This is a genomic window from Cypionkella sp. (genome assembly GCF_028290025.1).
GTDB lineage: Bacteria > Pseudomonadota > Alphaproteobacteria > Rhodobacterales > Rhodobacteraceae > Cypionkella.
The window spans coordinates 29,075-42,335 of the sequence record NZ_JAQGKQ010000026.1; the positions used below are offsets into that span (position 1 = coordinate 29,075).

Genomic DNA, 13,261 nt, shown 5'->3' on the forward strand with positions numbered 1-13,261 from the left:
GCGGCCCGTAGGGATACGCGGTCAAGTCTAGCGCAGAATTGCTGTATTAGGTTTTCGATAATTTCTGCAGAAAGCTAAAGTTTCACCATATTGTGCCGCCGAAACGCGGGTAATCTGTTGTTTGCCCAAACATGGCCCGAAGCGGTTTATTCTTCGGCCCGCGTGCTGCGCAGCTTGGTTGTGCTGTTAAACAACAGTCCTTTGGGATGGCCTTTGTATGGCTTCGAAGTTAAAGCTCTGTCCGAGCGTGGACATGACGAGGTGTGTTATCGCTTTGCATTGCTGTCGCGGGACGCTCAAGGGCGGCCTCTCCCCGCCCTGATCCATCGGACTCCTGACATGACAGAACTGTCGCGCTTTCGCCAACATAGCAGTCACTGGGGCGCGTTCCGAGCGCGTCGTGGTGTCGATGGCGCGATCGAGATTGAGCCTTTCGTGGACGACCCGGAACCGTCAGCTTTGCTCGGCAACATTGCCGCATCGCTGGATCATCCGGCTCGTCTGCGCCGCCCAATGGTGCGCAAGGGCTGGCTGGAAAACGGACCGGGGCCTGATATGCGTCGCGGGCGTGATACTTACGTCGAGATCGACTGGGACGCGGCACTTGATCTGACCGCGCGCGAACTGATCCGGCTTGGGGCTAGGCCGGATATGGCTGATGCGGATACTCTGCCCGGCGCGCATGTTTTCGGCGGATCTTATGGCTGGGCCTCTGCCGGGCGGTTTCATCATGCGCAAAGCCAGTTGCACCGGTTTCTGAACACCAGTTTTGGCGGCTATGTCGCAGGCGTTGACACCTATTCTTCGGCGGCGGGGACGGTGATTTTGTCGATGGTTTGGGGCAATTCCCTGAAGTTGAACCGCGATCATCCGTATCTGGCGGAGCTTGCTACAGATACCGAATTGCTGATTAGTTTTGGCGGATTGCCTCTGCGCAACACCGCAATCAGTCCTGGCGGTAATTCACAGCACTCTGTCCGTCAGGCTTTGGAGGATGCTGCTGCGCGGGGCTGCGGATTTGTGTCGATCAGCCCGATTGCCGACGATATGGACGCGCTGCCGGGCTTGAGCAGGCTTGCGCCTCGGCCCGGCACTGATGTGGCGCTGATGCTTGGGATGGCGCATCATCTGCATACGACGGGTCGGGCGGATCGAGCTTATCTTGATCGCTACACCACTGGATATGACCGCTTCGTGGCCTATCTGACGGGCGAAACCGATGGTGTTCCTAAGACTGCCGATTGGGCGGCGGCAATCTGTGATGTGCCTGCGAATGAGATCACGGCGCTGGCCGAGCGTGCATCGAAACTGCGCACGCTGATTAATGTAACCTATTCGCTGCAACGGGCTGAGAATGGCGAGCAACCGATCTGGATGGCGCTGACGCTTTCGGCGATGCTGGGGCGTTGCGGCGAGGCTGGGGCGGGGTTTTGCTATGGGCTTGGCTCGATTGGCAATATTGGCAAGCCACCGCTGGAGGTACCGCTGCCGACTTTGCCACAAGGCAAGAACCGGGTCGGCGATTTCATTCCCTGCGCGCGGATCGCGGAATTACTGCTGCATCCGGGTAAAGTCTATGCGTATATGGGCGAGACGCGGCACTATGCCGATATCCGGCTGGTCTATTGGGCAGGCGGCAATCCGTTTCACCATCACCAAGACCTGACCCGTCTGACCGATGCGTTCGCGCGACCGGACACGATCATCGTGCATGACAGCGTTGGCACCGCCACGGCAAACCACGCGGACATCATCTTTCCGACCACAGTGACGGCAGAGCGCGAAGATATTGGGGCGGGCGGCAATGACCCTTTCCTTATCGCGATGGAGCAACTTGCTGCGCCCTATGGCGAGGCCCGCGATGATTTTGAGATTTTCGCAGGTCTTGCCGAGCGGATTGGTTGTGGCGCTGCCTTCAGCGAAGGTCTCGACAGCAACGGTTGGTTGAAGCGGATTTATGCTGTCACGCAGCAGGCGTTGACCGCGCAAGGGCTGCTCGCACCGGATTATGGCACGTTCCGGCAAGGCATGGTTCTTTCGCTGCCTACGCGGAAAAGCGATGGCGATATCCGGCGCTTTCACAGCGATCCTGCGGCGCATCCGTTGAAAACTCCGTCGGGTCGGATCGAGATTTTCTCGGACCGCGTGGCGGCGGCTGGCCTGCCGGGGCATCCGGCTTGGATAGCGCCGCTAGCGTGGTTGGGGGCTTCGTCTGCGGCAGAGCATCCGTTTCACTTGGTGGCAAACCAACCGGCGAACAGGCTGCACAGCCAGCTGGATTTTGGCGCGACCAGTATGGACAGCAAAAATGCAGGGCGGGAAGTTGCGCGGTTGAACCCCGCCGATGCTGCAAGTTTGGGTATTTCCGACGGCGATGTGATCAGGATTTGGAATGGCCGTGGCGCGACTTTGGCATCGGCCTTGCTGTCCGATGCGATCCGCAGCGGTGTTGTGCAGTTGGCAACCGGTGCATGGTATGCGCCGATTGATCTCGCCGGGTCGGGCAGGACTTGCGTGAACGGCAACCCGAATGCGGTGACTTCTGATATTGGCGCGTCGATTTTAAGCCAAGGCTGCGCGGGTCAGCTTTCGCTGGTTTCGATTGAGCGTCTGACCACTGAGCCGCCGCCAGTTGTGCCGCATGTGGATATCCTGCGCCGCGTCTGATCTCGGCAAACCCCAGAACCTAGAGCGCGTGACTGATTACGTAGCGCAGTCGCGCGCGGCCAAGCCCAAGCATGAATCGTGAGGCTCCGGGCGTTGGATAGGGGCTTGAAGCCCGCCCAGAGAGCCGACAGGAAAACTCGACTGTTTAGGTCGTGAAAGCGGGAAAATGCTTCCCCATCTCTACCTATCTACGAAATAGACAATAAGGACAGGTCGGTCTATCTCTTTCCATAACGAAACCGCAGCAATCGAAACCGCTTTTTCGACGTTGGTTCCGGGGAAGATCGCCCAAGTGCGCCCGGACACGACGAAAGCTGCATCATAGCGAAGCAAGGAACCCGGCATGACGGCATACCTCTGTATGCCATTGAAATAGCTATGTCTTTTTGTAGCCGTATCTGTGGCCGCTTTTGAAGTTTTGTCCCTATGCGGCCGCAGCGGCTTGTGGATCGCATATAACTATCGCCCCGCTCGTGCTGCTTTTTGCAGCCGTGGGCACAAAATCCAATCATCAGGAATTGTTCCATGACTGACCATCTGACTTCTCTTCGACTGTCGCGCCGCAGCCTGCTTGCTGGCTCTGCCGCGCTGACCATTGCCTCGTTCAGCGGAGTTTCGGCCTTTGCGCAGGCTCCGGCAGGCGGCGATATCGTCTTCTTGATCAACTCACTGGGCGACACATGGATTCCGAACAACAGCGCGATTTCCAGTTTCCAGGGCCATATCTGGGGCCATGTCTCTGACAAGCTGGTCTATGTCGATGTTGATGGCACCCCAAGCCCGTGGCTGGCCGAAAGCTGGGAGCAAAACGACACTGCCACTGAGTTCACCCTAAAGCTGAAAAGCGGCGTGACGTTCTCGGATGCCACCCCATTGGACGCAGCGGCTGTAATCGCCAACCTTGATATCTGGTATGCCGGTCGCACCGATGACGGGATTAACCCGATCGGCTTGTTCCCGAAAACATATGACCACGCCGAGGCGGTCGATCCGCTGACGGTTAAAGTGGTGTTCAAAGCCCCGACCTTGGGCTTTATTCCCACACTGGGCTATCACGGATCTATTTTGATTTCGCCTAAGACACTGGCGACGCCTGCGACCGAGCAAGCTGACCTGAGCAAAACTGCAGGCAGCGGGCCTTATGTGGTCGACTCGTGGAAAGAGGGCGATTTCGTCAAGCTGATGAAGCGCGCTGATTACAACTGGGGTCCGGCGGCGGTTGGGCATACTGGTCCGGCGTTCTTGGACAGCATCACCTACAAGCTGGTGGCTGAGCAATCGTTGCGAGTGGCGGCTGTGCAAGCGGGTCAAGCCGATATCGCCTATAACGCTTCGCCCCAAGAGTTGCAGTCGCTTCAGGAAGCTGGGTTTACCGTGGCGACACCGCGCTATCTGGGCTTTGTGAACGGCTGGGCGATCAACACCAAGCTGGCCCCGTATAACGATGTAAAAGTGCGCCAAGCCCTGCAAGTGGCGATCAATCGGCAAGAGATTATCGACACGGTTTACACGCCGGATTGGAAGCTTGCGACCTCGTTCATTCAAAGCAACGTGCCGGGGGCGACCGATCACAGTGCGCTGCTGGCCTATGATGCCGCTAAGGCGGAGGCTTTGCTGGATGAGGCAGGTTGGGTCAAAGGTGCCGATGGCATCCGAGTGAAGGATGGCGTTGAATTGCTGCTGACGCTGCATTCTAACCCGTATCTCGCGACCTCGAAATCGGTGGACGAGTTGATCGCGCAGCAACTGGGCCGGATCGGCTGGAAAGTCGAAATCCGCGCCTACGACGTGGTGACGTTTGGCGAGAAGGTCCATTGCGCGGGCGACACGATCCCTGCCTACGAAGTGACCCGCAGCTTTATCGACGCGGGCACTGTGGCGGGCATTTTGACCGACGCCAACAAAGGTGAGAACTGGTTCAACCTTGGCGAAAGCGATGCACGGATCAATGATCTTCGCGATCAGATTGCCGGAGCAGGCTCGCTGGAAGTGCGCGCACCGCTGCTGGATGAGCTGAAGGCCTATGTACTTGAGCAGGGCTACTTTATTCCCCGCACCCAGATCGTCCAGCGCATCTATGTGCAGTCGCCCGAGGTGAAAGGCGTCGTTTACAACGGCGTCGCCTACGCCAGCTACTACGCCGCGACCAAAGGCACCGCCTGATCCGGCGAAACGCTGAACCGGTCTAACCAAGCCCGGTCTAACCAAGAAAGTGAATGGCATGAGAAACGCCTATTTGAACTATGCGGGCAAACGCCTTCTACAGGCCGCCGTTGTGGTGCTGTTGGCTTATGTCTTCACCTTCTTGGTGGTCAGCATCCTGCCCGGTGATCCGATCACCAACGTGCTGCACGATCCACAGAACGCGTTCACCATGGCGCAGATTCAAGAGATCATCGAAGCGCAGGGGTTGAATGATCCTGTTGCCTTGCAGTTGTGGCACGCGCTGTCTGGCTTCGTTACTGGCGATCTGGGGCTGTCGATGCGCTCTAGCCGTCCGGTGGCCACGTTGATTTCCGAGGTGCTGCCCTCGACCCTCATCCTAGCGTCGTCGGCATTGGCGGTGGCCTTGGTGCTGGCTGGGCTGATCGCTTATGGCAGCCAGTTTCTGCCCCGGCGATTTGGTCAAGGCTTTGTGCGCAGCTTGCCGTCGCTGTTTCTGTCGGTGCCTACTTTCGTGATCGGGCTGGTGCTGATCCATCTGTTCGGTTTCCAGTTGGGTCTGTTCATGGTGATTGACCCGAACAGCTTTTGGGCGACAGTGTTTGCTTCTATCGCCCTTGGCATCCCAATCTCGGCGCAGATTGCCGAGGTTCTGGTGGCAAACCTCGACAACGAATCCGCTCAAGAATATGCCGCCGTTGCCCGTGCGCGGGGGCTGCGGCAGACGCCGCTGTTCTTCCGGCATTTCCTGAAACCCTCAGCACTGCCAGTCGTCACAGTGGTGGCGCTGATGGTGGGCGAAGTTCTCGGCGGCGCGCTGATAACTGAGACGGTTTTTGGCCGCACCGGCATCGGCAATCTCGTGCAACGGTCGGTGGTGACGCAAGACTTGCCTGTGCTGCAAGCCGTGGTGTCACTCGCCGCTATGGTCTTCGTGCTGGTCAATCTGATCGCCGATCTGGTCTATCCGCTGCTGGACCCTCGCGTGAAAATTTTGGGTGCAACTGCGGTGCGGTCAAGCGCCTCAACCTCTGACACTGCATCCCCAACGGTGACTGTATGACAATCTCCCTCGCCTCCGCCTTGTCGCGAAAACGTCTCCACGCGCCCTTCGCAGCCTTGGGAATACCGCCTAGCGTGGCCCTGGCCTTCATAATCCTCGCTTTGGTCATCGGCTGGTCACTGGTGCCCGGATTGTTCAGTGGCCACGACCCGTTTGTCGGAGTCCCGGCTGACAAATTACAGGCACCCAGCATTGCGCATTGGTTTGGCACCGATCAACTGGGCCGCGATCTTTACGCCCGCGTCGTGCATGGCACTGCGTCGTCGGTATCCAGCGCGCTGATTGCAGTAGTGATCGGCCTGTTTGTTGGCGGGTTGATTGGCCTGCTGGCGGGGTTCCTCGGCGGCTGGGTTGACATAATTTTCGCCCGTCTGGTCGATGTGTTGTTGGCGATCCCCAGCTTTCTGCTGGCGGTTATCGTCGTCACGGCGCTCGGCTTTGACACCATCAACGCGGCCATCGCCACCGGAGTCTCTGCCGTCGCTGTTTTCGCGCGGGTGATGCGATCAGAGGTGATCAAGACGCGTCAGGCCACGTTCGTTGAGGCTTCGTTCCTGTCGGGCGGCTCGCGCTGGCATATTCTGCTGCGCCACGTGCTGCCAAACGCTTCGCGCTCGGTGTTGCCGCTGGCCGTGCTGCGCTTTGGTCTGTCGATCTTGGTCATCGCGGGCCTTGCGTTCCTTGGCTACGGCGACCCGCCGCCAGCTTCGGATTGGGGTCTGCTGATCTCAATCGGCAAAGATTACATGAAATGGCCTTGGCTGATCTACGCCCCCGCCATTGCCATTATCGCCACCGTTCTCTCACTCAACAGGATCAGCCGATGGCTTCGCAAGACAGATTGAAGACGCCGCTTCTGCGGGTTGAGGGACTTTCGGTTTCCTATGGCCCAAACCAAGTGGTGCGCGATGTAAGCTTCGAGCTTGGGCGCGGCAAAAGCCTTGCGCTGATTGGCGAGTCCGGTTCGGGCAAATCGACCATCGCGCGCGCCGTGTTGCGCTTGCTTCCAGCACGGGGTCACGCCACCGGGCGGGTTGAGTTCGACGGGCAAGAGGTTTTGTCGCTGCCCGAGCGTCATTTCCGGTCGTTGCGCGGTCGCTCGGTCGGGTTTGTTCCGCAAGACCCCGGCAATGCGCTGAACCCGGTACGCACCATCGGCGTGCAGGCGCAAGAGGCGGCAGCATTGCTGGATGAGCCGAACCACGCTGTCCGCAAAGCACTCATTTTGGATGTGTTCGCGCAAGTCGGCTTGGACAATCCGCAGCGCGTCTATGACTCGTATCCGCATCAGCTTTCTGGCGGCATGTTGCAACGCGTGCTGATCGGTCTGGCAGTGCTGCCGCGCCCAGCGCTGCTGGTGGCGGATGAGCCGACCTCGGCCTTGGATGTGACAATTCAGAAGCGCATCCTTGATCTGTTGTCGCAGCTTCAGGCCGATCTCGGCATCAGCCTTCTGCTGATCACCCATGACCTTGCGATTGCCGCCGAACGCACCGATGCTCTGGTGGTGTTGAAGGGTGGCGTGGTGCAGGAAGCGGGCCGCACGGCGGAAGTTTTCGCCTCGCCGAGCACCGCCTATGCGCGCAAGCTTTACGCCGATGTGCCTTCGCTGAACCCCAATCGTTATGCGGCTTTGCGTGATCCGGGTTTGAAGCGGGCTGATGACGCTGCTGCCCCGAAGATCGAGTTTTCCGGCATCACCAAAACTTTCACCGTCGATGGCCGCACGCTGACGGCGGTGGATAACGTGTCCTTCACGGTCCCCGCTGGCACCACTCATGCGCTGGTGGGCGAGTCCGGTTCGGGCAAAACCACGGCAATCCGATTGTTGATGGGGTTGGATCAGCCCGACCAAGGCCATATCACCGTCGCGGGTTTGACGCTTTCGGATCGCACCCCGACGACGCTGCGCGAGGCTTGGCGGCATCTGCAACTGGTCTACCAAAACCCGTTCACCTCGCTCGACCCGACGTGGAAAGTCGAAAGCCTTGTGCGCGAACCGCTGGACCGCTTCCGCATCGGCACCCCTGCCGAACGCAACGACCGCGTGCGCGAGGCTTTGGCAAGCGTGGGGCTGGCCGAACATCTACTGTCGCGTAAACCTGCCGCTTTGTCGGGGGGGCAGCGTCAAAGGGTGGCCATCGCGCGGGCTTTGGTCTTGAAGCCCGACGTCATTGTGTTGGACGAGCCTACCTCGGCTTTGGATGTTTCTGTGCAAGCCGATATCGTCGAGGTGCTGCTGTCGCTTCAAGCGAAGCTTGGCCTGACTTATGTTTTCGTCTCACACGATTTGGCGCTGGTGCGGCAGCTTGCGCACAGCGTTTCAGTGATGCACCGGGGCCGGATTGTTGAACATGGCCGCGTCGCCGACATTTTCGATAACCCGCGTGAGGCATACACGCGGGCGCTGCTAGAGGCGATCCCCTCAGGCATTGGCGCGCGGGTGCGACCCGTGACATCGGCCCAGATTTCCACTCGCATCGAGGAAGTAGCATGACGATTGCCCAATCTATCAGCGCGCCCGGTGCATTGCCGGAAGGCTTCCGCCCCAAACAACGGCTCGGGTTCAACACCCGCGTGTCCTTCAACAATTGCGATGGCCCAGCGCAGGGCTTGCGCGAAGGCATCGCGTTGTATCAGGCGGCGGAGGCGTTGGGCTATCAATCCGGCTGGGCCTATCAGCGGCATTTCGACAATTATCTGTCATCACCGCTGCCGTTTTTCGCAGCCGTAGGCCAGCACACAAACCGCATCACGCTAGGCTCGGCGGTGATCCCGATGCGCTACCAAGACCCGATCTTACTGGCCGAAGCTGCTGGCACCACGGATCTTTTGATCGGCGGGCGGCTCGAACTTGCAATCGCAACCGGGGCGACTGCCGCCTTTGACGCGGTGTTTGGCACCGTCAATACCGATGCACGCAGCGAGGCCAAGCGCAGGAAGGCGCGTTTCCTTGCAGCAATCTCGGGTGAGGTTTTGCACCGCATTGATGGTCCGGGTCACAGTGCGACAGAGGGCAGCGAGTTGCGGGTAACGCCGCACAGCCCGACATTGCGAAACCGTATCCGCCAAGGCGCCGCGAGCGTCGGATCCGCCATTCAAGCGGCAGAGCTGGGCATCGGCCTGATTAGCGGCACTGTCCAGCATGATCAGGAGCCGGGGGAAAATTTCAGTGCATATCAGGCCCGCATCATCGCCGCGTATCGCAGCGCATGGCGCGCAAAATGGGGAACCGAGCCACCTTCAGTGGCCGTCGCAGCCTCTATCCTGCCCGGTACCACTGTGGAATTGCGAGACACCTATGCCGCCTATGATCTGGAACGCCGCACGCAAGGTATCGCGGCCTCACGCCCCAAAGGAGCGTTGGAACCAACGGCCCGCACCAATAACCCCGAGGGCAGCCAGATTTGCCCGGTTTATCACGGCACGCCAGATCAGGTCGTGCAGGCGGTGCTCACCGATCCCGGCCTCGCGGCTGCGGATGAGCTGGTGCTGTTCCTGCCGCCTGCTTTTAACCTAGAGCAGAACCGTCGCCTGCTTGCCGATCTTGCGCAAACGGTGGCACCAAACTTTGGTTGGACACCCAGTCTCTGAGCGGTTTCGACTTTATGCCCATACGGCCTCCCAAGCGGAGGCCGTTTTGGTTTGAGTGTAGATTTTTGCATCATTGTAAGGGCTTGTGCGAGCCTGCCGAATCAAACGCCACCTCTGGCCGCGGTATCGTCGCATTTCCGCGCGCTAGAATTGTTCTTGCTGTCCGCATGTCAAATAGAGACAGCCCTTCTCCATCCGGGGTGCAGAATAGAGAGACAGGTCGTTCTTTATACTGCTCCAAAATGCTAATCTGATCGCAGATATATAGCGACCAGAGAGGCCACCATGCCAACCGAATTTATCAGCATCACCTTCCCCAATGCGTCCAACGACATCGCCCCGATCCCAGATGCGGCAATCGACCCCGCCTATCTGGTGCGCTATGCCCGCACTTTGGACGATTACGGTTTCAACTACACGCTGATCCCCTATCACTCCTCTTCGTTTGACCCGTTCACCATCGGGGCGACAATCTTGGCGGTGACGAAAAACATTCGAATCATTATAGCTCTGCGTCCGAATACGATTTATCCAACGGTCGCTGCCAAGGCGCTGGCGACGCTGTCACAGCTGGGTGGCGGGCGCGTTGTTGTCCATTTTATCGCGGGTGGTGATCCTGCAGAGCAAGCGCGTGAGGGCGATTTCCTGAGCAAGGAAGAACGCTATGAGCGGACGGCGGAATATATTCGTATCTTGCGCCGGGCTTGGGCATCATCGGAAGCCTTTGACCATGAGGGCAAATATTACCAGTTCAAAAACTTCTCCAGCAAAGTGCGCCCTGTAGGTGGCACCATTCCGGTATCAGTCGGTGGCTCATCGGATGAGGCTTACCGAGTTGGCGGCGAGCTAGGCGATATCTTCGGGCTTTGGGGAGAGCCGCTGAAAGAAACCCGCGAGCAGATTGAGAAGATCAACGCCGCTGCTGCCGCTGCTGGACGCAAAGATCGTCCGCGCATTTGGGTAACGTTTCGCCCGATCACCGCAGAAACTGATGAGTTGGCATGGGAAAAAGCCTATCGCACGCTCGACCATCTGAATGCCGCCCGCGAAAATGGACTGGGGCGCAAACCTATCAACGCCAACCCGCCGCTGAACGTCGGCTCGCAACGACTGTTGGAAATTGCCAAGCGCGGCGACGTTCAGGATCGCGCGTTGTGGTATCCGACCGTCACGGCGACCAATGCCAGCGGTGCGTCAACCGCGCTGGTGGGGTCGCCTGAAACTATCGCGGCCTCGTTGCTCGATTATGTCGATCTGGGGGTCGAGCTGATCTCGGTGCGTGGCTACGACAACTACAACGATGCGGTGGATTTGGGCCGTTATGTGCTGCCGTTGGTACGCAAGGGCATCGCCGAGCGTGAGGCGGCAAAAACGCCGCTTGCCGAAGCGGTATAGGCCCAGAGCCAGACAAAATTCTGCCGGGGTCGGGTATGTCCGATCCCGGCTATTCGCTCCGATGACAAATGAGACCTGCCCGTGATAATCGAACCCGTGACCGCCGAAACCGAAACACAAAATGCCGTGATCGTCCCGGCAGAAACGCTTGCCCGCATCGCGGCAGCGGGGAAGATCGCGGACCGCAGCGGCAGCTTTCCGGCGGAAGGTATTCGCGCGCTGCACGATGCGGGATTGTTGCAGGCGACGGTGAGCAAACGCTACGGCGGCCAGGGCGGCGATCTCGATACGTTGGTGCAGATCATTAGCCAAGTCGGCACTGCCGATCCTTCGGTGGCGCTGATCGTCACGATGAACCTCGCCAACCATCTCGCCCAAGCCGAGCGCAACCACTGGCCGAACGATGTGTATCAGCAGATCGTCTCGGAAGGTCGCACCCGGCCAATCCTGTTGAACGCGGCACGGGTGGAGCCTGACCTCGGCTCGCCTTCGCGCGGTGGTTTGCCCCAAACCCGCGCGCGGCGCACGGCGAATGGCTGGGCGATCAGCGGCACCAAGCGATTTGTCACAGGGTCCGAAGGGCTCACGCATCACCTCGTCTGGGCTACAACGGATGAGACACCCACACGCGTCGGCACCTTCATCGTGCCAGCCGAGACGCCGGGCATCACAATTGTAAAAAATTGGGACAGTCTGGGGATGCGGGCCACGTCTTCACATGATGTGGTATACGATAACGTGACGGTGCCGATTGCGCATGTGTTGGATCTGGTTGAGGCTGGTAAGGGTCAGCAGGATAATTTGGGTCACGCGCTGCTAACGCTGGGGCTGACCTCGATTTACCTTGGCGTTGGTGAGGCCGCTGCCGCTGCCTTTGCCAAGTTCGCGCATGATCGCATCCCCGCTAATCTGGGTCGCCCGATTGCCGAAACTGAGCGCATCATCTCGGTCGCCGGAGAGATTGATTTGCTGATATCCTCGGCTCGCACTTTTCTGTTCGACGCATTCGCGCTGCATCGCGATGATACGCTGCATCTATTGCGCGTCCGTCTGATCGTAGGGCGGCAGCTGCAAGAGGCGGTGGGTCTGGCGGTGCGCACGCTTGGCAATCCCGGCTTGGCCGCCGGATTGGGGCTCGAAAGGCACTTCCGCGACATTCAGGCGGTGCTGGTTCATGCGCCGCAAGAGGATACTTCGCTGACCATGCTGGGCCGCAGCGCTTTTGCCCGGTTTAAAGCCGCCCGCGAAGCCGAAACTCTGGAGACCAACCTCCCGCTAAGGCAGGCCGTCCAATGATCGCCAGTACTTGCCAAAACTTTGCTGAAAAGGCCAGCCAATGACATATGTAATTTTTGGCGCGGGTGCTGTCGGCACCAGCCTTGCCGCGCAGTTTACCGAAGCTGGCATCGACACCGTTCTGGTGGGTCGGGGTCGCCAGCTCGAACATCTTCGCAGCCACGGTCTGCTTTACAAGCGCGCACAAGGCCCCTGGCAAATTGCACTGAATCTGAGTGATATCAATTCATTGCGCCTGAAACCCGATGACATTCTGCTGCTGGCGGTAAAGGGTCAGGATGTGGAGGAGTTGAGTGCCCAGATCGCCCTACTTCCGGTCGAAGGTGGCGGCGTGGCGGCGGATTTACCGGTGGTGACGATGCAAAACGGGCTTGAGGCCGAGCGGATCGTTGCGCGTCGTTTCTCTCGACTTTACGCCGCGGTGGTGCGGGTGCCTGCGATTTATACCGAGGTCGGCAAGGTCAGCGTCTTGGCCGAACCGCAATTCGCCAGCGTCAGCATTGGTCGCTTTCCGCAAGGCCGCGATGCGATCTCGGCTCGGCTTACCGCAGATTTGACGCGGGCGAATGCTCTCGCGGAGGAACATGCAGATATCCGGCGCTGGAAGGCGCAGAAACTGACCTACAACGTGCGCAATGTGGTTGAGCTGTTCGCGGGCACGCCAGACCAGGTGGCTTTCGTCGGTAATGCCTTGGCCGCTGAGGCTGAAGTGGTGCTGAAGGCGGCGGGGTTTGATCCTGCTGCCGAGGCCGAACGTAAGGTAAGTCTTGCGGGCTGGAAAGTAACCCGCGATCCGACCGCACCCAGCGGGCAATCCACCTGGCAAAGCTTCACACGCGGGGCGCGCAGCGAGGTTGATTTCCTGAACGGCGAAATTGTGCTGCAATCGCGGTTGCATGGGCTGGATGCACCGTGGAATCTTGCCGCGCAAAGGCTTGCCGCGGAACTGGCGGCGAGTGGCGGCGTCCCGGGCAGCATAGCACTGGACAGACTTGTCTCATTGGCGCAGTCAGATGCACAGGCCCGAGCGGCAGCGGCACATTGACGGTTTGCAGAAGAGCGCCGACAGTCAACAGATCGAGC

The 13,261-nt window shown here is 59.3% G+C and carries 9 protein-coding genes; all 9 read left to right on the top strand.

The window, feature by feature from the left end:
* Positions 1–117: 117 nt before the first annotated feature.
* On the top strand, positions 118–2,667 hold the full coding sequence (locus tag JWS10_RS03525; protein WP_299504822.1) for a molybdopterin-dependent oxidoreductase: 2,550 nt from the start codon (positions 118–120) through the stop codon (positions 2,665–2,667).
* Positions 2,668–3,192: 525 nt separating this feature from the next.
* Complete coding sequence (locus tag JWS10_RS03530) at positions 3,193–4,830, top strand: ABC transporter substrate-binding protein (protein WP_299504824.1); 1,638 nt, start codon at positions 3,193–3,195, stop codon at positions 4,828–4,830.
* Positions 4,831–4,888: 58 nt separating this feature from the next.
* Positions 4,889–5,893: an ABC transporter permease gene (locus JWS10_RS03535; protein ID WP_299504826.1), complete on the top strand. Its 1,005-nt coding sequence runs from the start codon at positions 4,889–4,891 to the stop codon at positions 5,891–5,893.
* Complete coding sequence (locus JWS10_RS03540; RefSeq protein WP_299504829.1) at positions 5,890–6,738, top strand: ABC transporter permease; 849 nt, start codon at positions 5,890–5,892, stop codon at positions 6,736–6,738. The genes JWS10_RS03535 and JWS10_RS03540 overlap by 4 nt, the downstream gene beginning before the upstream one ends.
* The gene (locus tag JWS10_RS03545; RefSeq protein WP_299504831.1) at positions 6,717–8,390 is read left to right on the top strand and encodes an ABC transporter ATP-binding protein; all 1,674 of its coding nucleotides are present in this window, start codon (positions 6,717–6,719) and stop codon (positions 8,388–8,390) included. The genes JWS10_RS03540 and JWS10_RS03545 overlap by 22 nt, the downstream gene beginning before the upstream one ends.
* Complete coding sequence (locus tag JWS10_RS03550) at positions 8,387–9,487, top strand: LLM class flavin-dependent oxidoreductase (RefSeq protein ID WP_299504834.1); 1,101 nt, start codon at positions 8,387–8,389, stop codon at positions 9,485–9,487. The genes JWS10_RS03545 and JWS10_RS03550 overlap by 4 nt, the downstream gene beginning before the upstream one ends.
* A gap of 285 nt (positions 9,488–9,772) precedes the next feature.
* Positions 9,773–10,882, top strand: coding sequence for an LLM class flavin-dependent oxidoreductase (locus JWS10_RS03555; protein ID WP_299504837.1), 1,110 nt, complete (start codon positions 9,773–9,775; stop codon positions 10,880–10,882).
* 81 nt (positions 10,883–10,963) lie between these two features.
* A complete protein-coding gene (locus JWS10_RS03560) occupies positions 10,964–12,178 on the top strand; it encodes an acyl-CoA dehydrogenase family protein (RefSeq protein WP_299504840.1) in 1,215 nt (404 codons plus the stop codon).
* 40 nt (positions 12,179–12,218) lie between these two features.
* The gene (locus JWS10_RS03565; RefSeq protein WP_299504843.1) at positions 12,219–13,223 is read left to right on the top strand and encodes a ketopantoate reductase family protein; all 1,005 of its coding nucleotides are present in this window, start codon (positions 12,219–12,221) and stop codon (positions 13,221–13,223) included.
* Positions 13,224–13,261 lie beyond the last annotated feature (38 nt).

Coding starts and splice junctions, on each gene's coding strand:
- JWS10_RS03530 (WP_299504824.1), top strand. CDS start 3,193: ATGACTGACCATCTGACTTCTCTTCGACTGTCGCGCCGCAGCCTGCTT.
- JWS10_RS03535 (WP_299504826.1), top strand. CDS start 4,889: ATGAGAAACGCCTATTTGAACTATGCGGGCAAACGCCTTCTACAGGCC.
- JWS10_RS03540 (WP_299504829.1), top strand. CDS start 5,890: ATGACAATCTCCCTCGCCTCCGCCTTGTCGCGAAAACGTCTCCACGCG.
- JWS10_RS03545 (WP_299504831.1), top strand. CDS start 6,717: ATGGCTTCGCAAGACAGATTGAAGACGCCGCTTCTGCGGGTTGAGGGA.
- JWS10_RS03550 (WP_299504834.1), top strand. CDS start 8,387: ATGACGATTGCCCAATCTATCAGCGCGCCCGGTGCATTGCCGGAAGGC.
- JWS10_RS03555 (WP_299504837.1), top strand. CDS start 9,773: ATGCCAACCGAATTTATCAGCATCACCTTCCCCAATGCGTCCAACGAC.
- JWS10_RS03565 (WP_299504843.1), top strand. CDS start 12,219: ATGACATATGTAATTTTTGGCGCGGGTGCTGTCGGCACCAGCCTTGCC.